Here is a 22,506-nt window from a genome sequence, read left to right on the forward strand (position 1 = left end):
CGAACAGTGGGCGAGTTGCAGTCGATCGGCTACAACGGGCAACCCGTGCAGCCGACCTTCCGCCGAGTGGACCCGGCGGTCGCGGTGCTGGTGGACCTGGCGGTGCTGTTCCCCCGCGAACCTCACCGCGCCGGCGGTTACAACCCGGCGGGCCTGCAGATGCATTCGGTGGTCGAAGGCCGCCTCACCTGCTGGGGCATCTGCGAGCAGGGCTACTGGTGGGGCTTGGTGACCTACGAAATCGCGTACGGACCGCGCCGCAAATCCGTGACCCACTGGATCCCGGCGTGGGTGCTCAAGCGGAAGACCGGTTAGCCGCCGCGGCGATGCGTTGTTGTGCTTCTCCTGGTGAGATGCGTAGCCGTCTGGACAGCACCTCGGCCCACGAACGGGCGCCGAACATCGCGGGGTCGCCCTGGCTGATGAGTTGGCCGATCAGCCGCCGGTCGAGTGCGGCCATCTTCTTGTCGATATCACCCAACCGCTTGAGAAGCTGCGTCTTCTCAGGGCGGGTCAGCGCCTCCAGGGGGAGCGCGGCCAGCTCACGGTAGCTGGCTTCGGCGGCATCGAGAGCCGCGATGATCTGTTGTTTACTCGAACCCATGTTCGAAGACTATCGGCGGGGTACGACAAGCGCGCCGACAGTCGTGCTTGCCGGATCACGCCTCGTGACCGGGCTCCAGATCGCGGACATCGGCGAACGTGACGAGTTGCTCGAAGCGGTCGGGCGCGCTACCGGTCACTGGTTCGAGAAGGAAGCCGACATGGTCGCCGAGGTCGTAACGGCTCAGGACGACACCGGCGAACCAGCCCGCCGCGTCGTCGAGGATCGGTAGGTCGTCCGGGCCGGGATGCCACGAGCACCGCGCGAGCTTGTCGGTCGCATCGCCGGTTTCGCCGCCGAACAACCGGGCCAGTTCGCAGTGCCGCCGCTCGAGGAGGTGCACGGCGAGATGATCGGCGTTCGCGGCGATCCGATACGTCCGGTTGCGCTTGGACAGCCCCACCAGGAACCGTTGCGGATGAATGCTGACTTGGCTGGCGAACCCGACGAGGCAACCGTCCGCGTCGCCACCGGCGCGGGCAGTGACGACGTACATCGGGTAGTCCAGCAGGGAGACAAGTTTGTCAAAGGCGTTCGTCATTGGCTTCCGTCAAAGGCTCCGTCGCTAGGGTTTGTCCTATGGCCCGAAAGTATGCGACCGCCGACGCGGTCAGTCTGCCGGATCTGTTGGACTTCATCCGACCGCGACATCGCATGGTGCTGACCACCTTTCGCGCCGACGGGTCGCTGCAGAGTTCCCCGGTGTCCGGCGGTGTGGACGACGACGGTCGCATCGTGATCGCCAGCTATCCGCGGCGCGCGAAGTCGGCCAACATCCGCCGCACGCCGCGGGCCAGCGTCATGGTGCTGTCGGACGAGTTCAACGACGCCTACGTGCAAGTCGACGGCGACGCCGAAGTGATCGACCTTCCTGATGCCGTCGAACCGCTGGTCGACTACTACCGGTCGATCGCGGGTGAGCATCCGGATTGGGACGAGTACCGGCAGGCGATGGTCGACCAGGGCAAGTGTCTGATCCGCGTCACGCCGCGCCGGTGGGGCCCGGTGGCCACCGGCGGCTTTCCCCCGCCGCAGTAGCGCTACCAAGCGCCGTCGAGGTCGAGTGTCATGGCGCCGGCGGGGTCGGCCCGGAACTCTCCGGTGCCCGCCACCTTCGCCAACCCCTCGGTGCCGGATGCGATCCGCAGGTCGGCCGCCGCGACGCCGTCGCTGTATCGGCCGTCGTGGAGCAACACGATGCCGCCCTTCTTCCCGCCGATCGTGCCCGTGATGTGTTCGACGCCGACGAACAACGCACTCTTGTCCGGCGAATAGGCCAACAGCCACTTCGTCGTCGAGGTGCCCTGGATGTCGCCCTCGTAGCGCTTCGCCACCAGCGCTTCGGTCAGCTTCGTCGCTTCGTCGCCGTCCTCGAACGGTGTCTCGTCCCAGCTGGCGATCTCGAAGCGCGCCTCGATGTGTCTGCTCATGGCAGCCGAATACCCCTGATCGAGGTTCGGGAATCGACGGGTCTGTGGTAGTCAGAGCTAGGTGGTCGCGTTGCGCCCGCTAGTACGTCAAACTATAGTCTGGACACATGTCCAGAAGGTTCGGAGTTCTTGCGTGACGCCATCTGCCCCGCTCACCGGCCCTTCGATTACTCCGCGGCTGCGCGCGTTCGTGAGCTGACCATGCGCATCGCTTTGTTGTCTTATCGCAGCAAAACCCACTGCGGCGGCCAGGGCGTCTACGTCCGTCACCTGTCGCGCGGCCTCGTCGAACTCGGCCATGACGTCGAGGTGTTCTCCGGACAGCCTTATCCCGAGGTGCTCGACCCGCGCGTGCGGTTGACCAAGGTGCCAAGCCTCGACCTCTACCGGGAGCCGGATCCGTTCCGCGTTCCCCGGCTCAGTGAGATTCGTGATCGCATCGATCTATTCGAACTGCTGACCACGTGGACGGCAGGCTTCCCCGAGCCGCGCACGTTCACGATGCGCGCGGCGCGGTTGCTGGCCGAGCGCCGCGATGACTTCGATGTGGTGCACGACAACCAGAGCCTCGGCACGGGGCTGTTGGACATCGCCGCCATCGGCCTGCCGGTGGTGGCGACGGTGCACCATCCGATCACCCGAGACCGCGTACTCGAGGTAGCGGCTGCGAAGTGGTGGCGCAAGCCATTGGTGCGCCGCTGGTACGGGTTCGCCGAGATGCAGAAGAACGTCGCCCGCCAGATCCCCGAGCTGCTGACCGTGTCGTCCACGTCGGCGGCCGACATCGCCGAGGACTTCGCGGTGGCGCCGAGCCAGCTGCATGTGGTGCCGCTGGGTGTGGACACCGCGCTGTTCAAACCGGCCCAGCACCGGGTGCGCGGTCGCATCATCGCGATCGCCAGCGCCGACGTGCCGTTGAAGGGCGTCAGTCACCTGCTGCACGCGGTGGCGCGGCTACGCGTCGAGCGGGATCTGGAGCTGCAGCTGGTCGCCAAGCTGGAACCGAACGGGCCGACGGAGAAGCTCATCGCCGAGCTGGGTATCTCCGACATCGTGCACACCTCCAGCGGGCTGTCCGACTCGGAACTGGCGGACCTGCTGGCTTCGGCTGAAATCGCTTGCATCCCTTCTCTTTACGAAGGTTTCTCGCTGCCTGCAGTCGAGGCGATGGCCAGCGGCACCCCGATCGTCGCGAGCAGGGCGGGTGCGCTGCCCGAGGTGGTCGGCACCGGCGGTGAATGCGCACGCCTGGTGCGCCCTGCCGATGTCGACGAGTTGACCCGAGTGCTCGGCGAATTGCTGGACTCGCCGAGTGACCGGCGCAGCCTTGGGGCCGCCGGACGTCAGCGCGCGCTGGACGTATTCAGCTGGGAATCCGTTGCGGCGCAGACGGTCACGGTCTACGAGCGGGCCATGGCGAAATGCTGACCGTCGACTTCGACAGGCTCGGCGTCGGCGCGGGCACCAAGGTGATCGATGTGGGTTGCGGTGCGGGCAGGCACTCGTTCGAGGCTTACCGGCGCGGCGCGGACGTCATCGCATTCGACCAGAACGCCGCCGACCTCAACGACGTCGACGAGATTCTGCAGGCCATGAAGGAGCAGGGCGAGGTCCCTGACTCGGCGCGTGCCGAGGCGGTCAAGGGTGATGCGCTCGAACTGCCTTATGCGGACGGCACTTTCGACTGTGTGATCGCGTCGGAAATTCTGGAACACGTGCCCGAGGACGACCGGGCGATCAGCGAGCTGGTGCGCGTGTTGAAACCCGGTGGCGCGTTGGCGATCACGGTTCCGCGGTGGTTGCCCGAGAAGGTCTGCTGGGTGCTGTCCGACGAATACCATGCCAACGAGGGTGGTCACATCCGCATCTACAAAGCCGATGCGCTGCGCGACAAGGTGCTGACGCACGGGCTTCGGTTGACGCACACCCACCATGCGCACGCGCTGCACTCGCCGTTCTGGTGGTTGAAATGCGCTGTCGGCGCCTCGGATAACGACCACCCCGCGGTCGCCGCCTACCACAAGCTGCTGGTGTGGGACATGGTCGAGCAACCGTGGCTGACACGCACCGCTGAGTCGCTGCTGAACCCGCTGATCGGCAAGAGCGTGGCGCTGTATTTCAGGAAGCCGGTGGGGCCTGTTGCTGTCTCCTGAGGTTCCCGGCGTTGCCGGCGTGCTGACGCCGGCGCAGTGTCGGCAGACCGCGCGATCGATCGCGGCGACGCAAGAATCCTCGGGTGCCATCCCATGGTTCGACGGTGGTCACACCGACCCGTGGGATCACGTCGAGAACGCAATGGCCCTCACCGTCGCAGGCCTTTTCGAGCCGGCACGGGCAGCATTCGACTGGTGCCGGACCGCTCAGCGGCCGGACGGGTCATGGCCCATCCAGTTGCGCAACGGCGTGGTCGAGGACGCCAACAGCGACAGCAATTTCTGCGCATACATCGCCACCGGTGTGTGGCATCACGTGTTGATCACCCGCGACCGCGGCTTCGCAGAAGCGATGTGGCCCGTCGTGATCAAGGCGATCGACTTCGTGGTCGGGCTGCAGGCCAGTGGTGGCGAAATAGCCTGGGCCAGGGGGCCGTCCGGGCCGGAGCCGGAGGCGCTGCTGACCGGTTGCGCGAGCATCTATCACAGCATCCGGTGCGCGTTGGCGCTGGCCGACTACGTCGATGATCCCCAGCCCGAGTGGGAGGTGGCCGTCGGCCAACTCGGCCACGCGATCGCGCACCATCCAGAATCGTTCGTGGTCAAGGATCGATGGTCGATGGAGTGGTATTACCCAGTGCTCGGCGGCGCGCTGCGCGGCGCGGCGGCTAGGGAACGCATCGACGCGCGGTGGGATGACTTCGTGGTGCCCGGCGTCGGCATCCGCTGCGTCGACGACCGACCGTGGGTCACCGGCGCCGAAACCTGCGAACTGGTTCTGGCTTTGGATGCGATGGGCGAGACCGGCCGGGCGCACGAACAGTTCGCCGCCATGCATCATCTGCGCGAGGAAGACGGGTCTTACTGGACCGGCCTGGTCTACGCCGACGGCAAGCGCTGGCCGGTGGAGCGCACCACCTGGACCGGCGCGGCGGTGATTCTCGCCGCAGATGCGCTGTCGCAGACCACGCCTGCCAACGGCATCTTCCGTGGGGCCGACCTGCCGCGCGGCCTAGAGGGCGAGTACGACTGCGCCTGCGCGACCAGCGAACGCTAGATCATCCAGTCCTGGCTGCCGTCGTTCTGGCTGTAGGAGCCGACCGAATTCGTCACCACGATCGGATCGCCGACGCCGAAGTTGTCATAGAACCATTGCGCGTTGGCCGGGCTGACGTTGATGCAGCCGTGGCTGACGTTGCGCACGCCCTGGTCCGCTATCGACCACGGCGCGCTGTGCACGAACTTGCCGCTGTTGTCGAATTGGACCGCGAGCTCAACGTCCACCCGGTAGCCGTCCGGCGCCGAGCTCGGCACCCCGTATGTTGCGGAGTCCATCACGATGTCGCTGAACTTCTGCTGAACGTAGTAGGTGCCGTTGGGGGTGTCGTGGCCGGGCTTGCCCATAGACATCGGAAACACGTGCTCCACAGCACCATTGCGGGTGATCGTCAGCTGATGGGTCGCGTCGTCGGCCGTCGCGACCAACGCGTCACCTGTCGAGAAGCGCGACGTCGTACCCGCTGCGTCGACGTTGACCACCGTATGTGCCGGCCAGAAGTCGATGGGCCGCCATCGCACCTGGGAGTCGCTCATCCAGTAGAACTTTCCCGGCACGGGCGGATCCGACCAGATGTGGATCGCATCTTCTGCCGCCGCTCGATCACCGATCGGAGCGCTGAACTTGATGATGATCGGCATGGCGACGCCGACCGTTGAGCCATCGGAGGGATGGATGGTCGGCGCGTCGAACGGTGCGACGCCGGTGAACGGCGTCGCGTCTTGACCGTCCGGCGTTGGGTTGGGAAGCGCAAACTGGAAGAGCGGAAACGCGATTGGCGGCGGCGCATCGGCGGCCGACGGGCCGGACGGCGCATCGACCTCCGGGTCAGCCACGGCACAGGGCGTCACAGCGACGATGACTGACAACCCCACTGAAACGACGGCAGCGGCCATTCGAGCACGCGTCTTGTGCATCCATGAATGGTTACCTGCTTGTGCCACACGGGCATCAAGCACGCGTAACGGTTGGGCGGCGAAGTCGACATGACTCAGGACGGGCTGTTGCGGCCCGGGTCCGATGTACTTGACGTGGTCTCCAATGGTGCGGTGCCAAGCCCTCTGGGGGCTTTGCTCACAACAGGGTGTCGTGACCGCCGGCGCTGCCGTAATGGCGCAGAAGCCACAGGCGCCTGCTCCTAGGCAAGAATTCGCTGTCGGGCAGGTAAGGAATCCGCGCCGCCTACAACGCTTCGCCCGTCGATCCCGACGTCCGCTCCAACACTCGCATCGAACCGGCCGCCAGCACGTCGCGGAACTGACCGGTCTGCAGTGCCCGCTGGTAGATGTGGAACGGCGCCTGCCCGCCGTCGTTCGGATCCGGGAAGACGTCGTGAATGATCAGCGCCCCGCCCACGTCGACCCATCGGGCCCAGCCGTCGAAGTCTCTTTGCGCGGCTTCCTCGGTGTGGCCGCCGTCGATGAACAACAGTCGCAACGGGGTTCGCCAACCGCGGGCGACCACAGGCGACTTGCCCACGACCGCCACCACGTGGTCGTCGAGGCCCGCCGCGTCAAGGGTGTGGCGCAATGCCGGCAGCGTGTCGAACAGCCCGGTGACCGCGTCCACCATCGTGGTGTCGTGGTACTCCCAACCCGGCTGGTGTTCTTCGGAACCGTGGTGGTGGTCGACGGTGTAGACCACGCCGCCGCTCTGCTGGGCGGCGGCGCCGAGCAGCACTGTCGACTTACCGCAGTACGTGCCGATTTCGACACCGATGCCGTCACCCAGATACCGCAGGGCGGTGTCGTATAGCGTCCGCCCTTCTTCGGCGGGCATGAAGCCGGTGACCTGCTCTGCGAGGGCGAACAGCTGCTCTGTGTTGCTCATCGGTGCCAACTTACCGTTGCTGGTAGATGGTGGTTGTAGTAGCGTCCGGACACGTGTCCGATCCGGGCTTGGAGTCGACGCGGCGCCGCCTGACCGCCAAGCAGGCCGACACCGTCGACCGCCTTGGCCGCGCGGCGGTCGATCTGCTCAGCCGGGAGGGATTCGCGGGCCTGACCGTGCGTCGGGTGGCCGCGGAGGCCGGCGTCGGGGCTGCCACCGCGTATACGTATTTCTCGTCGAAAGAGCACCTCGTCGCGGAGGTGTTCTGGCGCAGGCTGGCGGCGTCGCCACCCGCCGCGCACGAGACCGACGATGCGGCCACCCGCGTGGTCGACGTGCTTCGCCACATCTCGCTGCTGGTCGCCGACGAACCTGAATTCGCTTGTGCGGTCACCAATGCGCTGCTGGGTAAGGATCCCGACGTCGAAGTGCTGCGGCTTCGCATCGGCCGCGACATCCGCGACCGGCTTGCCGCAGCGCTGCGCCCCGAAACCGATCCGGACATCATCGACTCGCTGGAGATGCTGTACTCGGGGGCGCTGGTGCGCGCCGGGATGGGGCATGCGTCGTACACGGAGATCGCGCAGCGACTCGAGAAGTCGGCGAGGCTGATGCTGCGTTAGCGTGGGCCGAGGATCGCGGTGGCCGCCGCGATCGCATGCTCGACGATGCCGTGCACGTCGCGGTTGTCCTCCACGAAAAGCGCTGTCAGCTCCCGCAATCCACCCAGCAGGATCAGCGCGAGCGGCCGCGATATCGGCGCTAGCTTCGCACGCCGGAAACCGGGGCTGTCGGTGAGGTCGACCAGCATGTCGGTCAGCGCCTCCATGGCCTGCCGGTTCAACGGCTTGGCCACCTCCCCCAGCGCTGGCGCCTCGCGGATCCAGCTCAGCGTGATCGCGGGACGCGAGCCGATGTGGTCGACGTAGGCCACCGATGCCTGCCGGATCTGCTCGTCCCAGTCCGCCTCGGGGTCGACGGCGGTTTGGATGTTGGCGATCAGGTTCTCGTTGTTTCGCCGCAGCAGTTCGACCAGGCACTCCTCCTTGCTGCTGAACTGCTCGTAGAAGGTGCGTTTGGAGGTGCGGGCATGCCGGACGATGTCGGCGACGGTGGTGTCGCGATATCCGCGCTCACCGATGGATGCAGCCAGCCCGTCGATCAACCGGTCCCGAAAAGCTGCGTAGGCGTCGCCGACCGCCCTGTCGAGCGATGTCGTCATGTCACCTCCCTGCAGCCCTTGTGGTTGTTGGTACCAACCGGTACCGTACTACACACACCAACGGTACACCGAAGTACCAGGAAAGGGCGGGGAGTGATACACCGATGACAGACACCGCAGTGACCGTCGAAGCGAAGGCCGCAGCGACTCCGAAGTCGCCGGGCAAGGTGCCGCCGGCGGTGCGACTGCCCAAGCCGGTTCAGATGGTCTTGATGGCCGGATTCCGCCGCAGGTTCCTGCGATACGCCGGTAAGCGGTATGGCGCGGTGTTCACGATCAATGTGCCCTTCTTCGGCCGCAGCGTGGTGGTTTCGGACCCCGCGTTGGCGCGACAGGTGTTTCTGGCGAGCACCGATGATCTGATCAACGTCAAACCGAACCTGAGCCGGATCTTCGGTCCCGGTTCGGTCTTCGCGTTGGACGGCAAGGAGCATCGGGCCCGCCGCAAGTTGCTGGCGCCGCCGTTTCACGGCCAGAGCATCAAGAACTACGAGAAGGTGATCGAAGAAGAAACGCTGCGCGAGATCGCGACATGGCCCGAGGGTGTCGAGTTCCGCACGCTGGAAGCGATGAACAGAATCACGCTGAATGTCATCTTGCGCACCGTTTTTGGCGCAGACGGCGCGGAACTCGATCACCTGCGCGAGATCATTCCGCCATGGGCCGAACTGGGCTCGCGGATGGCCACGCTGCCGGAACCGCGGTTCGACACTGGCAGGCGCAGTCCGTGGGGCCGGCTCGCAGAGTTCCGTCGCAACTTCGACCGCACCGTCTTCGCGCTCATCGACAAGGCCGAGGCCGACCCGCATCTGGGCGAGCGGACCGACATTCTCGCGCTGCTGTTGCGCAGCACGTATGAGGACGGCACGCCGATGTCGCGCCAGGACGTATCCGATGAACTGCTGACGCTGCTCGGTGCCGGTCACGAGACCACCGCGTCCACACTGGGCTGGGCGTTCGAACGGCTGCGCCGTCACCCCGACGTGCTGGCCAGGCTGGTCGAGGAAAACGACAAGGGCGGCAACGAGTTTCGCCAAGCCACCATCCAGGAGCTGCAACGCAACCGGACGGTGATCGACTTCTCCGGGCGCCACGTGCAGGCGCCGCATTTCGATCTCGGCGACTTCCGGATACCGCACGGCTACACGGTGATGATCGCGCTGGCCAACGTGCATGCCAACGCGGACGTGTTCCCGAATCCGGAACGCTTCGATCCCGAGCGTTTCCTTGGCGCCAGAACACCCACGGCGTGGATACCGTTCGGCGGCGGCACCCGGCGCTGCATCGGGGCGGCGTTCGCCAACGTCGAAATGGACGTGGTGCTGCGAACGATCCTGCGGCGCTTCGTAATTGAGACGGACGACGCCCCGGACGAGAAGGTTCACTTCCGGGGCATCGCCTTCACACCAAAGGATGGCGGTCGCATCGTGGCGCGCCGCCGGGTCGCTTAAACCCTCGAGCCGTACCCTGCGCTACGCGCGTGGGCCCACCGGCAGTTTCCAGCCTGGCCGCGGGAAGTGGCAGGTGTACCCGCTGGGGTAGCGCTCCAGATAATCCTGGTGCTCGGGTTCGGCCTCCCAGAAGTCGCCGGCAGGCGTCACCTCGGTGACGACCTTGCCCGGCCACAGCCCCGATGCGTCGACATCGGCGATGGTGTCGAGTGCAACGCGCTTCTGCTCGTCGTCGAGGTAGAAGATGGCGGACCGGTAGCTGGTCCCGACGTCGTTGCCCTGTCGGTTCTTCGTGCTCGGATCGTGGATCTGGAAGAAGAACTCGAGCAAGTTGCGGAAATCCGTCTGCGCCGGGTCGTACACGATCTCGATGGCCTCGGCATGGCCCGGGTGGTTGCGATAGGTCGGGTGCGCATTCTGCCCGCCCGTGTAGCCGACGCGGGTGGACACCACGCCGGGCTGCTTGCGGATCAGATCCTGCATACCCCAGAAGCAGCCGCCTGCGAGGATTGCCTTCTTGTAGCCACTCATGCCTGTGCTTCCTCCGTCTCGAAGAGCTTCTTGTACTCGCCGTATCCCTCGGCTTCGAGGTCGTCGAGGTGGATGAATCTCAGCGAAGCCGAGTTGATGCAGTAGCGCAACCCACCTTCGCTGCGTGGTCCGTCGTTGAACACATGGCCGAGGTGGCTGTCACCGTGTTTGGACCGCACCTCGGTGCGGATCATCAGGTGTGAGAAGTCCCGCTTCTCGATCACGTTGGCTGCGTCGACCGGCTTGGTGAAGCTCGGCCAACCGGTGCCGCTGTCGAATTTGTCGACCGAGGCGAACAACGGCTCGCCCGACACGACGTCGATGTAGATGCCCGGCTCGTGGTTGTCCCAGTACTCGCCGGTGAAGGGCCGCTCCGTGCCGTTCTTCTGGGTCACGTGGTACTGCTCCGGCGACAGCGCGGCGACCGCGTCCGGATTGTTGTGATAATGCTGCGACATAGTGTCTTTATAACCGCGCGCCGCGCCGAGTTAATCCGCGGTTGTCGCTACCGTAAATACATGCGCGCAGCCGCCGTGGTTCTCGTCGCCCTCGTGGTCGCCGCGTGGGCTGCGCCCGCAGCGGCGGCGGCCCCGACCGCGCCGCCGGAAGTGCCGGATGCGGACGGCGTGCTCTTCAAGGACAACGCGTCGATCGTCGATCCGCAGCCAGTGCCCATCGAATCGTGGAGTCGCGCAGGTGATCGGGCCGTGGCCGTTCATTTCACGTCGGGCACGCCCGCGTGCAACGGCGTGCACGCGACCGCGCGCGAAACGGCCGAGGCCGTCACGATCGACTTGAAGGGCGGCGCACTGCCACCCGTCGCAGGCCGGATGTGCATCATGCTCGCCGTGACCGGCACCCTCGTCGTGCCGCTGGAAAGCCCACTCGGCGACCGGCAGGTTCTCAGCGCCGGCTAGCGCCCGAGCGCACCCAGTCCACCATCCCGAGGGTCTTCGCGGCGACCGCGCGTGGCTGATAGAGCATCATGTTGTGCCCGCTGCCGCCGACGATCACGTTGTCCGTCCACAGCGTTTCGGCCAGCAGGGTGTTCGCGCGGTGCACCTGGAATTTGGTGTAGTCCTCCTGGCGCATGTCGCCGCGGAACACGTCGGCGCTCAACACGACCGCAGGCAGCGGCGGCACCGGCAACGGCGGGGCCGTACTGATCGTGCTGAACGCATCGTCGGCGAAGAACGCCTCGCCGCCGGGGTCAGGCGTCGGCGTGCGCGCAGCCTCATCGAACTGGGCGTCCTGTTCTGCCCGGCCCAGTCGCGGCAGGTACTCCGAGGTCGGATCCACGAAGACCAGCCCACCGACCACAGTGGGGTGGGTGCGGGCCAGCAGATCGGCGATCAGTCCGCCGTAAGAGTGGGCGACGAGCACCATCGGTGTGGAAAGGCCAGCGGCGGCAACCAATTTCAGTACGTCGCCGACATCCTGCTGAACGGTGTGCGGTTGCGGCACGGGGGTGGACAGGTAGGCCCCGTCCTGACGGGTGTTCGGTCTGTCGTAGGCGCAGACCCTGGTGGTCTTCGCGATCGCAGGCATGACAGCGCTCCACGCTCCGGCGTAGCTGCCCTTGCCCGGGATGATGAACACCGTCGGGGAACCCGCACCCTGACAGGCGAGGAACAACTGCCTGCCGGACCCGATGTCGACGGCACCCGCGAAGTTCGCCGCCCGCGGTTCAGCCACGCAGCCGGCCGCGAAGACCAGCGCGAAGACGAGCCCGAGCAGGCCCTTCACTCACCTGACGATACGGCCGGGCACTCGACAAATACAGATAGAACGTGTTCTAGTTCTGGGTGTGACGAGCGAGACGTTCACCCACGAAGAGCTGGCCGCGGCGTTCGAGACGTTCGAGGCGACAGTCGACCGGGCCGCTCAGACCCGTGACTGGGATCCCTGGGTTGACCAGTACACACCCGACGTCACCTACGTCGAGCACGCGGCAGGGACCATGCACGGCAGGGATGCGGTGCGGCCCTGGATCTGGCAGACCATGGAATCGTTTCCCGGCAGCTACATGACGTCGTTTCCGTCGCTGTGGTCGGTGATCGACGAGTCGACCGGGCGGATAATCTGCGAACTGGACAACCCGATGCGCGATCCTGGCGACGGCACGATCATCAGCGCCACGAACATCTCGATCCTCACCTATGCCGGCGAAGGTCAGTGGCGCCGCCAGGAGGACGTCTACAACCCGCTTCGGTTCGTCGCCGCGACGCGCAAGTGGTGCCGCAAGGCTCAGGAACTCGGCACGCTTCCCGACGAGGCCGAGGTGTGGCTGCGGCAGTTCGGAGGTGACAAGTGACCGCGAAGCTGGTGATCGGCGCCAACGGATTCCTCGGCTCGCACGTCACCCGGCAACTCGTCGCCAACGGCCATCAGGTTCGGGCGATGGTGCGTCCCAACGCGATGACCGTCGGCATCGACGATCTCGACGTGACGCGGTTCGTCGGCGACATCTGGGACAACGACACGTTGCGCGAGGCGATGACCGGCGTCGACGACGTGTACTACTGCGTGGTCGACACCCGCGGTTGGCTGCGTGATCCCGCGCCGCTTTTCCACACCAACGTCGACGGCACCCGCAACGTACTGGACGTCGCGAAGGACGCGGGCCTTCGGAAGTTCGTGTTCACCAGTAGCTACGTCACCGTCGGGCGGCGCCGCGGCCGTGTTGCCAATGAGGACGACGTCATTGTCGACAGAGGCGAAATGTCGCCGACCAATCGGCTCCGCGGACTGACCCCGTATGTCCGGTCGCGGGTGCACGCCGAGAACATCGTGCTGGACTACGCCAGGGAACACGGCCTGCCCGCGGTGGCGATGTGTGTGTCGACGACCTACGGAAGCGGCGACTGGGGCCGCACGCCACACGGCGCGATCATCGCGGGCGCCGCGTTCGGAAAGCTGCCGTTCGTGATGAGCGGCATCGAACTCGAGGCCGTCGGCGTGGACGACGCGGCACGCGCGATGATCCTGGCCGCCGACCGTGGGCGGGCCGGCGAGCGGTACCTGATCTCGGAGAAGATGATCAGCAACGCCGAGGTCGTCCGGATCGCGGCTGCTGCGGCAGGAGTGCCCGCGCCGACCAAGTCGATTCCGCTGCCGATGTCGTATGCGCTGGCCGCGGCCGGCAGCGTCAAAGCCAAGCTGCGCGGCACCGACGAGCAGCTGTCGATGGGCTCGTTGCGCCTGATGCGCGCGGAGGCACCCGTTGATCACAGCAAGGCGGTACGCGAATTGGGTTGGCAGCCAAGGCCCGTCGAGGACTCGATTCGCGAAGCCGCCCGGTTCTGGGTGAGCCTTCGGGACGCCAGGCGCGGGAGCAGGACCGGTAGCTGAACGGCGCGCCGACCGCCGTTCAGCGGTTAGCCGTCCATCCGCGACGTGACTACCGTCGGATGACGTGACCGAGAAACTTCACGTCGATCTGTCCGGTGCGCCGCAGACCATGCTGGCCACGTTCTACGCCAAGGCGCTGGATGCCAGTCTCGACCGTCCTGTCCTCGGCGATCGATTCGCCAAGGACATTGTCGACCGCATCGACTACGACTGGACGAAGACGTCGATCACGGCGTCGACTTCACCTGCGGTGACGACTCGTTCGGCGCACTTCGACCGCTGGGCGCGCCAATTTCTCGCAGTGCATTCCGAAGCCGTCGTGCTGCACCTTGGTTGCGGCTTGGATGCCCGCTTCCTGCGGTTGGACCCCGGTCCTGGCGTCGAGTGGTACGACGTCGACTATCCCGAGGTCGCAGACCTGCGTCGCCAGCTCTACCCCGCGCGCGACCACTACCACCTCATCGCCGCGTCGGTCACCGATCCAGCCTGGTTTGCCGAGATCCCCTGCGGCAGAACGACATTGATGATAGGCGAAGGTCTCACCATGTACCTGACACAGCACGACGGCGTTGCGCTTCTGCGTCGGGTGCTGGACCATGCCCCGTCCGGTGAGCTGCAGTTCGACGCGTTCAACCGGCTTGGCATCAGATCGCAGTGGACCAACACCGTGGTGCGACGGTCAGGAGCGACCCTGTACTGGGGCATCAATGGGCCGGACGACATCACCGAGGCGGTGCCCGGGGTGCGGTTGCTGTCATGGGTATCTGCCCTCGATTCGGACGCGCTGGAGCATGTGCCGTGGTACTACCGGTGGACGCTCAAGGCGATGAGTTCCGTGCCGGCTCTGCGGTTTATGGCGCAATACCACCGCTACGCTTTTTGAGCGTTCCGTGCGCGCATGCCCAACACCGGTTGCCGACGCTGACCGCGACCCCATCCCGCAGCCCACGGCCACCGACCGCGCTGGTCGGACCACACCAGCTGCAGCGCGCGAACATCCGGACCGCCAAGCGCCACCGCGAAATTCAGGTGCGCATCGGGATGGTCCACCTCGACGATCTCCAGTAGCGGGCCGTCGCCCACCGCGACATGCGCGCCTGGCTCGAATGTCCGTCCACTGAGCGCGGCGACCGCGACGTCGTTCAGCAGGCGCGCCGCGTTCCGCTGCGACATGCCCGTCACCAGCAGCTCAGGCAGACCGCGGTCGTGCAAGCCGATTGTGTAGGCAAAGGGGAGTCGATCGTCCTCGACGCCCTGCACCACCCAACCGTGCAGCCGGACCATCGCGCGGAGTTCGTCGAGGTATTGCTCGGTGGTGCCGTTCGGGTTCTCACACTGCCAGCACATGGCCGCACCTTTCGTTAGTGGTTACGGCCAGCTTGCGCCTGGGGTCCGACAACCCAGCACCGGTTGTGTCGCCCGCCCGTCGGCGAATTCCGCTGACCACGGCCAGCGCCCCCTGCCGTCAGCCCACACCAGCTGCAGCGCCTCGACCTCCGGTCCGCCGAACGCCACCGCCCAGCCCATGTGCACATCCGGGTGGCCGACCTCGACAACCTCGACGAGCGGTCCGTCGGACAGCGAGAACTGCTGGCCCGGCGTGAGCACCTCACCGCGCACCAGCTTGCGCGCCACGGTGTCCAGCAGCCGAAGTGCACGTTGTGGGGAGACGCCGGTGATCAGTAACTCGGGGACGTCCCAGGCGTGCAACCCGATCGTGTAAGCGTATGGCCTGCTGTCACTTTCGACGTACTGTACCGTCCACCCCTTCCTACGGATCTTTGCCTGCAGCAGGTCGTAGTAGTCGTCGCGCGTCGCTTCGGGGTGATCGCACAACCAGCACATGCTGCGTCTCTTTCTGCCGTCGGTGCGGCCAGCTTGCCCCTCGGGTCCGACAAGTGCGGGTGGTGCCAGAATCGGACGGTGCCAACCACAGGTCCCGTCAACGGTCGCGTCTCGCACTGGTTCAGCGGCTACCCGCCATCGCGGCCGCCGCTGCCGGGGAACCGAGACGCGGACGTGTGCATCGTCGGTGCGGGATACACCGGACTGTGGACGGCGTACTACCTCAAACGCGCCGACCCCTCGCTACGCGTGGTGATCCTCGAGGCCCGCTTCGCCGGCTTCGGCGCCTCCGGACGCAACGGCGGCTGGCTGTCCGGGCTGGTGCCTGGTGATCGCAACCGGATGGCCCGGCTGTGCGGCCGCGACGGCGTACTGGCGTGGCAGGCGGCGCTCAACGAGGCCATCGACGAGGTCATCGACGTGGCCGCGACCGAGGGCATCGACGCGGGCATCGCCAAGGGCGGCACCATGCAGATCGCACGCAACGCTGCGCAGGCCTCGAGGCTGGCCGCCGAGATCGACGAAGAGTTGAGCTGGAAGATCGGCGGCATCGCCCCGTTGACGAAAACGGAAGCGGCCGAACGCATTCAGTTCGACGGTGTGGTATCGGCCTACCACACACCGCACTGCGCGCGGATCCAGCCCGCCCAGTTGGCGCGCGGGCTGGCCGACGCCGTCGAGCGGCTCGGTGTCGTCATCTACGAGAACTCGCCGGTCACCACGATCGACGCGGGCCGTGCGGGGACACCGGTGGGCGCCGTCAGCGCGCCGATCGTGCTGCGTGCGACCGAGGGCTTCACCGCCCGCATGCGCGGCCTGAGACGCCGCTGGCTGCCGATGAACAGCTCGATGATCGCGACGGAGCCGATACCCGAGGGCGTCTGGGCGTCCATCGGTTGGGACGGCAGAGAAACCGTCGGCGACACGGCGCATGGCTTCTTCTACGCCCAGCGCACCGTCGACGACCGAATCGCAATCGGTGGGCGCAGCGTGCCGTACCGGTACGCCTCACGCATCGACGTCGACGGACGGGTGCCAAAGGAGACGATCGAACACCTCACTGCGACGCTGCATGCGATCCTGCCGCAGGTGCGCGACATTCCGATCGCCCACGGCTGGTGCGGGGTGCTCGCGGTACCGCGGGACTGGGAGTCCGGCGTCGTACTCGACAAGGCGTCGGGTCTTGGCTGGGCGGGCGGCTACGTCGGCCACGGCGTCACCGCCACCAACCTTGCCGGCCGCACGCTGGCGGACCTGGTGCTCGACCGGCCCGGTGCGCACACCGAGTTGCCGTGGGTCGGTCACCGGTCACGGAACTGGGAGCCCGAACCGCTGCGCTGGATCGGCGTCCGCGGCATGTACCTCGCCTACAAGGCCGCCGACTGGCATGAGGGCCGCGGACGGGCGACGACGTCACCCATCGCGGTCGTCGCCGACAAGATCGCGGGTCGCCCGCACTAGCCCTGCTCGGCCTTGCGCTTGAGCCGCTGCAGTGTCACGTTGATGTGCTCGACGTTGGCCGCGGTGCGGTCCCTGACGCCGGTGGTGAGCCGCGAGGGTTTGACGATCCACCCAGGACGACGGTCCCAGGTGCGCTCGGTCACCCTGCAACCGACGTCGACCGGTTCGATGTCGTAGCGCCAACGGGCCACGGGCATGACGCCGCCGGTCTTGACGTCGAACGCGAACGTGCGTCCGGGCTGCGCATCCGTGACCGTGCAGACGGTGCTCCATCGGTAGAAGCCGTTGCGGTTGTGGCCCTTGAACACCGCACCGGGCCGCGCCGCATCGCCCTTGCGCCACGTCATCGACGTGACCTCCTCGGCAAGCGAGGCAAGAGAGGAGAGGTCGGTGATGAGGGCATACACGGTCTGCGGGTCGGCGTTGATGACCACCTGTGCTTGTGCATCGGCCGGTTGCTGGTCGGTCATGGCGTGATGGTATCGACGGACCTGGAAGCGGGTGTGGAACAGGGTATGGCGTGAGCGCGTTGGGACTTCTATGAGCGAGCGACCCGTACTCGAACCCACCGACTCCCACCCGATCACGGTCGTACCGACCGGCAGACACGTCACCGTGCGTGTGAACGGTGAACTGGTGGCCGAGACCGATGCCGCGCTGACGCTGCAGGAGTCCACGTATCCGGCGGTGCAATACATTCCACTGCGCGACGTGGTGGCCGAGCGCCTGAAACCGAGCGGCACCGAGACCTACTGCCCGTACAAGGGTGATGCCAGCTACTACCACGTCGTCACCACGGCAGGCGCCACAGTTGATGATGCGATCTGGACGTACCGGGAGCCGTACCCCGCGGTGGGTCAGATCGCGGGCCATGTCGCCTTCTATCCGAACAAGGCCGACATCACCGTCGCATAGCCTGGACCGGTGCATCGATCGGTCAGCGTCGTCTTCGACGGGCCTGCCACTCCGGGACTGACGCTGTCGCCGTTGCGCCGCGGCCGCGGCGATCCGTGCTATCACGACGCGGAAGACGGCGCGATCTGGCGGACCAGCCTGATGCGTAGCGGACCCGTCACCGCGCGGCTGCAGAAGTCGGCGGTGGACACCGTCGACTGTGAGGCATGGGGAACGGGCGCAACAGAATTCGTCGATGCGCTGCCCGACCTCCTCGGTGTGCATGACAACGCTACCGGGTTCGCGCCGTCGGAGCCGACCATCGCAGCGGCCCACCGGCGGGTGCCGCACCTGCGACTGGGCCGCACCGGCCGCGTGCTGGAGGCACTGGTACCGGCGATCCTCGAACAACGGGTGTACGGCAAGGACGCGCGGCGCGCCTGGCGAGCGCTGGTGACGAAGTTCGGCGCACCCGCCCCCGGCCCGGCGCCCGAGCACATGCGGGTGCCGCCGCCTGCGGACGGGTGGCGGCGGATACCGTCGTGGGAGTTCCACCGTGCCAATGTCGACCCCGGCCGGGCGAGAACCATTGTGGGCTGCGCGCAGCGGGCGGATTCACTCGAGCGGTTGACCACGCGCGTGCCCGAGGACGCCCGCGCGGCGATGATGTCGCTGCCAGGAATCGGCATCTGGACCGCGGCGGAGACCGCGCAGCGGGCGTTCGGTGACGCCGATGCGCTGAGCATCGGAGACTTCCACCTGGCGAAGATGGTCGGCTGGCGGTTGCTCGGCCGTCCCATCGACGACGCGGCGATGGAGACATTGCTCGAACCGTTGCGGCCGCATCGTCACCGGGCCGTGCGCTTGTTGGAAGTCACCGGGCCTGCGCACGCACCACGCCGGGCGCCGCGTCAAGCCATCCCGAGGCTGCGCGCCATGTAGCGGCGAATACCGGACGCGGACGGTGGGTACACGGGGCCCATGACTTCATTCACGATCCCTGGCCTTTCCGAAAAGAGCGCCAACAAGGTCGCCGATCTGCTGCAGAAGCAGCTGAGCACTTACAACGACCTGCATTTGACGCTCAAGCATGTGCACTGGAACGTCGTCGGCCCGAACTTCATCGGTGTGCACGAGATGATCGACCCGCAGGTCGAACTCGTGCGCGGCTACGCCGACGAGGTCGCGGAGCGCATCGCCACGCTTGGCAAATCGCCGCTCGGCACACCGGGGGCGATTCTCAAGGACCGCACCTGGGACGACTACTCCGTGGAGCGCGACACCGTGCAGGCCCACCTCGCGGCACTGGACCTGGTCTACAACGGCGTCATCGAGGACACCCGCAAGTGCATCGAGACACTCGAGGAACTCGACCTGGTGTCTCAGGACATGATCATCAGCCACGCAGGCGAGCTGGAGAAGTTCCAGTGGTTCATGCGTGCCCACCTGGAGAACTCGGGCGGACAGCTGGCCAATGAGGGCGCGAGGACCGAAAAGGCCGCCGCGAGCCGGGCCAAGAAGAAGGCGCCGGTCAAGTAGGTCCGTTCGGCCTTTACCGAAGACGCCGTTGATTCACATCCGTTGGCCCGGCGGCGAATTCGTCTATGGCGGGTCAGGCCGGGTCTCTTCGAGGGCGTCGTCGCGTACCGGACGGTCGGCCAGTTCCTCGTGCCGGCCGAACAGGAACGGGTAGGCGATACCCGCGACCGCGGCGCCCAGCAGGGGCGCCAGCCAAAACACCCAGAGTTGCGCGGCGGCGCCTTCGCCGTTGAAGAAGGCGACGCCCGTGGACCGCGCGGGGTTGACCGACGTATTGGAGATGGGAATGGAGATCAAGTGGATCAGCGTCAAGGTCAATCCAATTGAAAGCCCCGCGAATCCTTTCGGTGCACGGTCATCGGTCGAACCGAGGATCACCAGCAGGAACACGCCGGTGAGCAGCACCTCCGCCACGATCACGGCCCACAGCGAGTAGCCGCCTGGGGAGTGGTCGCCGAAGCCGTTGGCGGCCATGTGTCCCGTCGCCGTCCAGCCTTCCTGGCCCTTGGCCACGACGTAGATCATCATGCCTGCCGCCAAGCCCGCCACGACCTGCGTGATCCAGTAGCCAGGCACCGCCTTCCATTCCACCCGACGGGCCAGTGCCGCCCCCAGGGTGACCGCGGGATTGAAGTGGCCGCCGGAAATGGTGCCGAATGCGTAGACGCCGGTGAGTACGGTCAACCCGAATGCGAGTGCGACGCCGAGGAAGCCGATGCCGAGCGAGGTGCCGTCGGCGGTGAACTTCGCCGCGAAGACCGCCGCGCCGCAACCGCCGAACACCAGCCAGAACGTGCCGATGAATTCCGCCGCCAATCGATGCAGCATTGTCGGTTCGCGCATGCGTGACTCCTTCGGTGGATGTGACGCCTGTGCGGAGAGAGTGACACGGGTGGCTGCCTCACGGGCACCCCGTATCCGGATTGTGCCGCAACGGAAACTATCGCGACTGTTGCGTGACCTACTGATCGGCCTTGGCGGGCATCCGTTCCCGCAGACTGTCATAGATCGGCGGTGATCCCATGAGGTATGCGACGAGCACCGCCGCAGCGGTCGCGGCCATCATCGGCACGAGCGTCGCGGTCGTCGCCGTCATCTCGGTGACGACGACCATCCCCGTCACCGGAGCGCGCACCGTGGCGCCGAAGAACGCCGCCATGCCGACAAGCGCCATCGGGACGGCCAATTGCGTTGCATCTGTGGGCCATACCGCGCCGAAGATTCCGACAAACAACAATCCCCACAGTGCACCAACGGCCAGCAGTGGCGCGAACAGACCGCCGGGTACCGGGGCCGAGTACGAAAGCGGACCGGCGATGAATCGCACCGCGAGGATTCCGACGACGACGGAGACGACCAGGTGTTGTCCGCCGAGGATTCGCTGCGTCAGGTCATCGCCGCCGCCCACCGAGAGGGGATATACGAACATCGCGAGCCCGACGATGGCACCGATGACCGCGGCTTTCGCCACGGGCGGGACTCGCCGTATTGCACCCACGTGATCGAGGAACCACAACACCAACCCGTTGTAGGCGGCCCCTAGCAGTCCCGTCAGCAGGCCGAAGACGATGAACACCGGCAGCCATGCCAGCGCCGGAGCGGCCATCGGTTCGACGCGGAAGTCGGCGTGGTTTCCCAATATCAGCCGTGAACACGCGACTGCGACAGCAGCCGAAAAGAGGGTCGCCAGTACGGTTTTCAACCGAAATGACTTGGTCACCTCTTCGAGGGTGAACAGCGCTCCGCCGATCGGTGCGTTGAACGCGACGGCAAGGCCGGCGCCGCCCAACGCCGTCTGCATCATTCTGACCTCAGAATCCGGTAACCGTGCGCGCCGCGCCGTTTCGGCTCCGATGGCCGCGCCCATGTGCACGGTGGGTCCCTCGCGGCCCAACACCAGGCCGGACCCTATGCTCAGCACGCCGCCGATGAACTTCGCGGGAAGCAACCGGATGAGCGGTGGCTGCGCGGCGCCCAGGAACACCGCCTCCACGTGCGGGATGCCACTGCCCGCGGCCAGCGGTTCCCACCGCACGATCAGCGCGGCGAGCGTGGCGCCTGCCGCGGCGGCAGCGATCGCCACCAGCCAACCCGGCCCAGGCAACCGGTGTGCCCAGTCAACGAGATCGATGCGTAGGTCATCGGCCGTTTGTAGGCACCACCGGAACGCGCCGCCGACGAAACCGATGACGACGCCGGCGATGATCGCGGTGACGCAGATGTGTACCGAACCCCGCATCGAATCGTCGGGCTCGGACATGAGCGGATGCTATCCGAGATAAGCCGTCACGCGTGCGATGATCGCGGCCTTGCCAGTGTCGTCGACGGCCAGTGCCTCCGCGACACCGGTACTACGGCCGAGCCGCAAAGCGGTTCCCTCGTAACGTGATTGAGGGCCGCCGGAGGTGGCGCGGAACTGGCGCAGGAAGTTCACCCGCAGCGACGCGGTCTGCAGTGGCGGGCCCTCGCGGCCACCGTTGACGGCCGCGGAACCGACCAACTCCAGTGCCATCGCCGATACGCCGCCGTGCACGATGCCAAGGCTGTTGTTCAGCACGGGATCCCGGTCCTGTATCAGCACCTTGGCCGCGCCGCCGCTCTCGGCGATTCGAACCGCCATCCGGTCGGCGAGCGACCCGGCTGGAAGAGGCCCCGTCGGACCGTCCGGCCACGCGGCGAGGTGCTCGGGGGCCGCGATGTAGAACGACCGGACGGTCGCGGTGCCGATCACGGAGTCGCGGTGAGTCAGCTCGCACAGACTGAGCGCGTTGCGGCCCTTGGGTCCGCACGGCTGACCGGTCGCGTACACCGGCACCTCGGGTGCGGACTCGAGTCGGGGGAGGGCATCCGGCGCCAGCTCGAGCGACAGCTCGCTGCTGACCGTCCATTCGCCGGGCCCGCGGCGGTGATGGTTGACCAGCCCGCCGATGTGGTCGACGAGCATCGCCAGCGTCGCGACGGTGGGTTGGCCGGTCAACGGGTTGAGCATGCCGCCTGCGGGTATCGCGGCGAGGAAGCGCTGCGGACCTTCCTCGGGCGTCACGATGCCGAAGCGGCCCAGTGGAGTGTTCAGCGGATGCGACATCGGATCCAGGGTGGCGTGCGGGAGGGTGGCCATATACCCCTAGGGGGTATATA

30 protein-coding genes are annotated in these 22,506 nt (G+C 66.5%); 15 read left to right on the forward strand and 15 right to left on the reverse strand.

Going from position 1 to position 22,506, the window contains the following annotated elements; translation table 11 throughout:
• The first annotated feature begins 6 nt into the window (after positions 1–6).
• Positions 7–315, forward strand: a complete 309-nt coding sequence (locus ACGFK1_RS30435; RefSeq protein ID WP_393438661.1) for a hypothetical protein — start codon at positions 7–9, stop codon at positions 313–315.
• Here the strand turns inward: ACGFK1_RS30435 and ACGFK1_RS30440 are convergent.
• Positions 296–604, reverse strand: coding sequence for a DUF222 domain-containing protein (locus tag ACGFK1_RS30440; protein WP_393438664.1), 309 nt, complete (start codon positions 602–604; stop codon positions 296–298). The genes ACGFK1_RS30435 and ACGFK1_RS30440 overlap by 20 nt on opposite strands.
• A 55-nt stretch (positions 605–659) precedes the next feature.
• Positions 660–1,145 carry a flavin reductase family protein gene (locus tag ACGFK1_RS30445; protein WP_393438666.1) on the reverse strand — a complete coding sequence of 162 codons (486 nt, stop codon included), beginning with the start codon at positions 1,143–1,145 and terminating at the stop codon, positions 660–662.
• 38 nt (positions 1,146–1,183) lie between these two features.
• Between ACGFK1_RS30445 and ACGFK1_RS30450 the strand changes: the two genes are divergently transcribed.
• The gene (locus tag ACGFK1_RS30450; RefSeq protein ID WP_393438668.1) at positions 1,184–1,642 is read left to right on the forward strand and encodes a PPOX class F420-dependent oxidoreductase; all 459 of its coding nucleotides are present in this window, start codon (positions 1,184–1,186) and stop codon (positions 1,640–1,642) included.
• Between the two features lie 2 nt (positions 1,643–1,644).
• On the opposite strand, the gene ACGFK1_RS30455 is transcribed toward ACGFK1_RS30450, so the two are convergent.
• Positions 1,645–2,034, reverse strand: coding sequence for a DUF3224 domain-containing protein (locus ACGFK1_RS30455; protein WP_393438671.1), 390 nt, complete (start codon positions 2,032–2,034; stop codon positions 1,645–1,647).
• A 201-nt stretch (positions 2,035–2,235) separates the two neighbouring features.
• On the opposite strand from ACGFK1_RS30455, the gene ACGFK1_RS30460 reads away from it, so the two are divergent.
• Genes ACGFK1_RS30460 through ACGFK1_RS30470 form a run of 3 tightly spaced genes read left to right on the forward strand, consistent with a single transcriptional unit; the run spans position 2,236 to position 5,244 of the window.
• On the forward strand, positions 2,236–3,462 hold the full coding sequence (locus tag ACGFK1_RS30460; protein ID WP_393438674.1) for a glycosyltransferase family 4 protein: 1,227 nt from the start codon (positions 2,236–2,238) through the stop codon (positions 3,460–3,462).
• Complete coding sequence (locus ACGFK1_RS30465; RefSeq protein ID WP_393438677.1) at positions 3,456–4,187, forward strand: class I SAM-dependent methyltransferase; 732 nt, start codon at positions 3,456–3,458, stop codon at positions 4,185–4,187. Before ACGFK1_RS30460 ends, ACGFK1_RS30465 begins: the two co-directional genes overlap by 7 nt.
• The gene (locus ACGFK1_RS30470) at positions 4,174–5,244 is read left to right on the forward strand and encodes a prenyltransferase (RefSeq protein WP_393438680.1); all 1,071 of its coding nucleotides are present in this window, start codon (positions 4,174–4,176) and stop codon (positions 5,242–5,244) included. Before ACGFK1_RS30465 ends, ACGFK1_RS30470 begins: the two co-directional genes overlap by 14 nt.
• Here the strand turns inward: ACGFK1_RS30470 and ACGFK1_RS30475 are convergent.
• Together ACGFK1_RS30475 and ACGFK1_RS30480 are read right to left on the reverse strand one after the other, a co-directional pair.
• A complete protein-coding gene (locus tag ACGFK1_RS30475) occupies positions 5,241–6,161 on the reverse strand; it encodes an Ig-like domain-containing protein (protein ID WP_393438683.1) in 921 nt (306 codons plus the stop codon). The two genes, ACGFK1_RS30470 and ACGFK1_RS30475, sit on opposite strands and share 4 nt — an antisense overlap.
• A gap of 265 nt (positions 6,162–6,426) precedes the next feature.
• Positions 6,427–7,074, reverse strand: a complete 648-nt coding sequence (locus ACGFK1_RS30480) for a class I SAM-dependent methyltransferase (protein ID WP_393438687.1) — start codon at positions 7,072–7,074, stop codon at positions 6,427–6,429.
• A 53-nt stretch (positions 7,075–7,127) separates the two neighbouring features.
• Here ACGFK1_RS30480 and ACGFK1_RS30485 point away from each other — a divergent pair, with 53 nt between their 5' ends.
• The gene (locus ACGFK1_RS30485) at positions 7,128–7,697 is read left to right on the forward strand and encodes a TetR/AcrR family transcriptional regulator (RefSeq protein ID WP_393438690.1); all 570 of its coding nucleotides are present in this window, start codon (positions 7,128–7,130) and stop codon (positions 7,695–7,697) included.
• Here the strand turns inward: ACGFK1_RS30485 and ACGFK1_RS30490 are convergent.
• Positions 7,694–8,296, reverse strand: a complete 603-nt coding sequence (locus ACGFK1_RS30490; RefSeq protein ID WP_393438693.1) for a TetR/AcrR family transcriptional regulator — start codon at positions 8,294–8,296, stop codon at positions 7,694–7,696. The two genes, ACGFK1_RS30485 and ACGFK1_RS30490, sit on opposite strands and share 4 nt — an antisense overlap.
• 104 nt (positions 8,297–8,400) lie before the next feature.
• Between ACGFK1_RS30490 and ACGFK1_RS30495 the strand changes: the two genes are divergently transcribed.
• Positions 8,401–9,747, forward strand: coding sequence for a cytochrome P450 (locus ACGFK1_RS30495; RefSeq protein WP_393438696.1), 1,347 nt, complete (start codon positions 8,401–8,403; stop codon positions 9,745–9,747).
• Positions 9,748–9,768: 21 nt separating this feature from the next.
• Here the strand turns inward: ACGFK1_RS30495 and msrA are convergent, their stop codons facing one another.
• Both msrA and msrB read right to left on the reverse strand, forming a co-directional pair.
• On the reverse strand, positions 9,769–10,278 hold the full coding sequence (msrA, locus tag ACGFK1_RS30500) for a peptide-methionine (S)-S-oxide reductase MsrA (protein WP_393438699.1): 510 nt from the start codon (positions 10,276–10,278) through the stop codon (positions 9,769–9,771).
• Positions 10,275–10,736 (reverse strand): peptide-methionine (R)-S-oxide reductase MsrB, encoded by a 462-nt coding sequence (gene msrB / locus ACGFK1_RS30505; protein ID WP_393438702.1) that lies wholly within the window; start codon positions 10,734–10,736, stop codon positions 10,275–10,277. Before msrB ends, msrA begins: the two co-directional genes overlap by 4 nt.
• A gap of 60 nt (positions 10,737–10,796) precedes the next feature.
• Between msrB and ACGFK1_RS30510 the strand changes: the two genes are divergently transcribed.
• Complete coding sequence (locus ACGFK1_RS30510) at positions 10,797–11,195, forward strand: hypothetical protein (protein WP_393438704.1); 399 nt, start codon at positions 10,797–10,799, stop codon at positions 11,193–11,195.
• Here the strand turns inward: ACGFK1_RS30510 and ACGFK1_RS30515 are convergent.
• Positions 11,182–12,024, reverse strand: coding sequence for an alpha/beta fold hydrolase (locus ACGFK1_RS30515; protein ID WP_393438706.1), 843 nt, complete (start codon positions 12,022–12,024; stop codon positions 11,182–11,184). The genes ACGFK1_RS30510 and ACGFK1_RS30515 overlap by 14 nt on opposite strands.
• A 61-nt stretch (positions 12,025–12,085) precedes the next feature.
• On the opposite strand from ACGFK1_RS30515, the gene ACGFK1_RS30520 reads away from it, so the two are divergent.
• The 3 genes from ACGFK1_RS30520 (at position 12,086) to ACGFK1_RS30530 (ending at position 14,512) form a co-directional block, all read left to right on the forward strand.
• Positions 12,086–12,592, forward strand: a complete 507-nt coding sequence (locus ACGFK1_RS30520; protein ID WP_393438709.1) for a nuclear transport factor 2 family protein — start codon at positions 12,086–12,088, stop codon at positions 12,590–12,592.
• Positions 12,589–13,629, forward strand: coding sequence for an NAD-dependent epimerase/dehydratase family protein (locus ACGFK1_RS30525; protein ID WP_393438712.1), 1,041 nt, complete (start codon positions 12,589–12,591; stop codon positions 13,627–13,629). Before ACGFK1_RS30520 ends, ACGFK1_RS30525 begins: the two co-directional genes overlap by 4 nt.
• Before the next feature lie 109 nt (positions 13,630–13,738).
• Positions 13,739–14,512: a class I SAM-dependent methyltransferase gene (locus ACGFK1_RS30530; RefSeq protein WP_393438791.1), complete on the forward strand. Its 774-nt coding sequence runs from the start codon at positions 13,739–13,741 to the stop codon at positions 14,510–14,512.
• Here ACGFK1_RS30530 and ACGFK1_RS30535 read toward each other — a convergent pair.
• Positions 14,500–14,976, reverse strand: coding sequence for a DUF4262 domain-containing protein (locus ACGFK1_RS30535; protein WP_393438715.1), 477 nt, complete (start codon positions 14,974–14,976; stop codon positions 14,500–14,502). The two genes, ACGFK1_RS30530 and ACGFK1_RS30535, sit on opposite strands and share 13 nt — an antisense overlap.
• Before the next feature lie 21 nt (positions 14,977–14,997).
• A complete protein-coding gene (locus ACGFK1_RS30540; protein ID WP_393438718.1) occupies positions 14,998–15,474 on the reverse strand; it encodes a DUF4262 domain-containing protein in 477 nt (158 codons plus the stop codon).
• A 78-nt stretch (positions 15,475–15,552) separates the two neighbouring features.
• On the opposite strand from ACGFK1_RS30540, the gene ACGFK1_RS30545 reads away from it, so the two are divergent.
• A complete protein-coding gene (locus tag ACGFK1_RS30545; RefSeq protein ID WP_393438721.1) occupies positions 15,553–16,935 on the forward strand; it encodes an NAD(P)/FAD-dependent oxidoreductase in 1,383 nt (460 codons plus the stop codon).
• Here the strand turns inward: ACGFK1_RS30545 and ACGFK1_RS30550 are convergent.
• The gene (locus ACGFK1_RS30550) at positions 16,932–17,405 is read right to left on the reverse strand and encodes an SRPBCC family protein (RefSeq protein WP_393438724.1); all 474 of its coding nucleotides are present in this window, start codon (positions 17,403–17,405) and stop codon (positions 16,932–16,934) included. The genes ACGFK1_RS30545 and ACGFK1_RS30550 overlap by 4 nt on opposite strands.
• A gap of 70 nt (positions 17,406–17,475) precedes the next feature.
• Between ACGFK1_RS30550 and ACGFK1_RS30555 the strand changes: the two genes are divergently transcribed.
• The 3 genes from ACGFK1_RS30555 to ACGFK1_RS30565 are packed head-to-tail and all read left to right on the forward strand — an operon-like array spanning position 17,476 to position 19,368.
• On the forward strand, positions 17,476–17,850 hold the full coding sequence (locus ACGFK1_RS30555; RefSeq protein ID WP_393438727.1) for a DUF427 domain-containing protein: 375 nt from the start codon (positions 17,476–17,478) through the stop codon (positions 17,848–17,850).
• A gap of 9 nt (positions 17,851–17,859) precedes the next feature.
• Positions 17,860–18,771, forward strand: coding sequence for a DNA-3-methyladenine glycosylase family protein (locus ACGFK1_RS30560; RefSeq protein WP_393438730.1), 912 nt, complete (start codon positions 17,860–17,862; stop codon positions 18,769–18,771).
• A 39-nt stretch (positions 18,772–18,810) separates the two neighbouring features.
• Positions 18,811–19,368 (forward strand): Dps family protein, encoded by a 558-nt coding sequence (locus ACGFK1_RS30565; protein WP_393438733.1) that lies wholly within the window; start codon positions 18,811–18,813, stop codon positions 19,366–19,368.
• Positions 19,369–19,431: 63 nt separating this feature from the next.
• Here the strand turns inward: ACGFK1_RS30565 and aqpZ are convergent, their stop codons facing one another.
• The 3 genes from aqpZ to ACGFK1_RS30580 all read right to left on the reverse strand — a co-directional run bounded on the left by aqpZ (position 19,432) and on the right by ACGFK1_RS30580 (position 22,453).
• The gene (gene aqpZ, locus ACGFK1_RS30570; protein WP_393438735.1) at positions 19,432–20,211 is read right to left on the reverse strand and encodes an aquaporin Z; all 780 of its coding nucleotides are present in this window, start codon (positions 20,209–20,211) and stop codon (positions 19,432–19,434) included.
• 118 nt (positions 20,212–20,329) lie between these two features.
• Positions 20,330–21,628 (reverse strand): ClC family H(+)/Cl(-) exchange transporter, encoded by a 1,299-nt coding sequence (locus ACGFK1_RS30575; RefSeq protein WP_393438738.1) that lies wholly within the window; start codon positions 21,626–21,628, stop codon positions 20,330–20,332.
• Positions 21,629–21,637: 9 nt separating this feature from the next.
• Complete coding sequence (locus ACGFK1_RS30580) at positions 21,638–22,453, reverse strand: PaaI family thioesterase (protein WP_393438741.1); 816 nt, start codon at positions 22,451–22,453, stop codon at positions 21,638–21,640.
• Positions 22,454–22,506 lie beyond the last annotated feature (53 nt).

It is taken from the genome of Mycobacterium sp. NPDC048908 (assembly GCF_043197955.1).
In the GTDB taxonomy this organism is placed as follows: domain Bacteria; phylum Actinomycetota; class Actinomycetes; order Mycobacteriales; family Mycobacteriaceae; genus Mycobacterium.

Bases quoted from the DNA above. Each gene is read 5' to 3' on its own strand.
- msrB (WP_393438702.1), bottom strand. From the start codon at position 10,736: ATGTCGCAGCATTATCACAACAATCCGGACGCGGTCGCCGCGCTGTCG.
- ACGFK1_RS30455 (WP_393438671.1), bottom strand. From the start codon at position 2,034: ATGAGCAGACACATCGAGGCGCGCTTCGAGATCGCCAGCTGGGACGAG.
- ACGFK1_RS30580 (WP_393438741.1), bottom strand. From the start codon at position 22,453: ATGTCGCATCCGCTGAACACTCCACTGGGCCGCTTCGGCATCGTGACG.
- ACGFK1_RS30440 (WP_393438664.1), bottom strand. From the start codon at position 604: ATGGGTTCGAGTAAACAACAGATCATCGCGGCTCTCGATGCCGCCGAA.
- ACGFK1_RS30540 (WP_393438718.1), bottom strand. From the start codon at position 15,474: ATGTGCTGGTTGTGCGATCACCCCGAAGCGACGCGCGACGACTACTAC.
- ACGFK1_RS30465 (WP_393438677.1), top strand. From the start codon at position 3,456: ATGCTGACCGTCGACTTCGACAGGCTCGGCGTCGGCGCGGGCACCAAG.
- ACGFK1_RS30510 (WP_393438704.1), top strand. From the start codon at position 10,797: ATGCGCGCAGCCGCCGTGGTTCTCGTCGCCCTCGTGGTCGCCGCGTGG.
- ACGFK1_RS30460 (WP_393438674.1), top strand. From the start codon at position 2,236: ATGCGCATCGCTTTGTTGTCTTATCGCAGCAAAACCCACTGCGGCGGC.
- ACGFK1_RS30480 (WP_393438687.1), bottom strand. From the start codon at position 7,074: ATGAGCAACACAGAGCAGCTGTTCGCCCTCGCAGAGCAGGTCACCGGC.
- ACGFK1_RS30530 (WP_393438791.1), top strand. From the start codon at position 13,739: ATGCTGGCCACGTTCTACGCCAAGGCGCTGGATGCCAGTCTCGACCGT.
- ACGFK1_RS30445 (WP_393438666.1), bottom strand. From the start codon at position 1,145: ATGACGAACGCCTTTGACAAACTTGTCTCCCTGCTGGACTACCCGATG.
- ACGFK1_RS30550 (WP_393438724.1), bottom strand. From the start codon at position 17,405: ATGACCGACCAGCAACCGGCCGATGCACAAGCACAGGTGGTCATCAAC.
- ACGFK1_RS30450 (WP_393438668.1), top strand. From the start codon at position 1,184: ATGGCCCGAAAGTATGCGACCGCCGACGCGGTCAGTCTGCCGGATCTG.
- ACGFK1_RS30535 (WP_393438715.1), bottom strand. From the start codon at position 14,976: ATGTGCTGGCAGTGTGAGAACCCGAACGGCACCACCGAGCAATACCTC.
- ACGFK1_RS30475 (WP_393438683.1), bottom strand. From the start codon at position 6,161: ATGCACAAGACGCGTGCTCGAATGGCCGCTGCCGTCGTTTCAGTGGGG.
- ACGFK1_RS30555 (WP_393438727.1), top strand. From the start codon at position 17,476: ATGAGCGAGCGACCCGTACTCGAACCCACCGACTCCCACCCGATCACG.
- msrA (WP_393438699.1), bottom strand. From the start codon at position 10,278: ATGAGTGGCTACAAGAAGGCAATCCTCGCAGGCGGCTGCTTCTGGGGT.
- aqpZ (WP_393438735.1), bottom strand. From the start codon at position 20,211: ATGCGCGAACCGACAATGCTGCATCGATTGGCGGCGGAATTCATCGGC.
- ACGFK1_RS30490 (WP_393438693.1), bottom strand. From the start codon at position 8,296: ATGACGACATCGCTCGACAGGGCGGTCGGCGACGCCTACGCAGCTTTT.
- ACGFK1_RS30495 (WP_393438696.1), top strand. From the start codon at position 8,401: ATGACAGACACCGCAGTGACCGTCGAAGCGAAGGCCGCAGCGACTCCG.
- ACGFK1_RS30575 (WP_393438738.1), bottom strand. From the start codon at position 21,628: ATGTCCGAGCCCGACGATTCGATGCGGGGTTCGGTACACATCTGCGTC.
- ACGFK1_RS30565 (WP_393438733.1), top strand. From the start codon at position 18,811: ATGACTTCATTCACGATCCCTGGCCTTTCCGAAAAGAGCGCCAACAAG.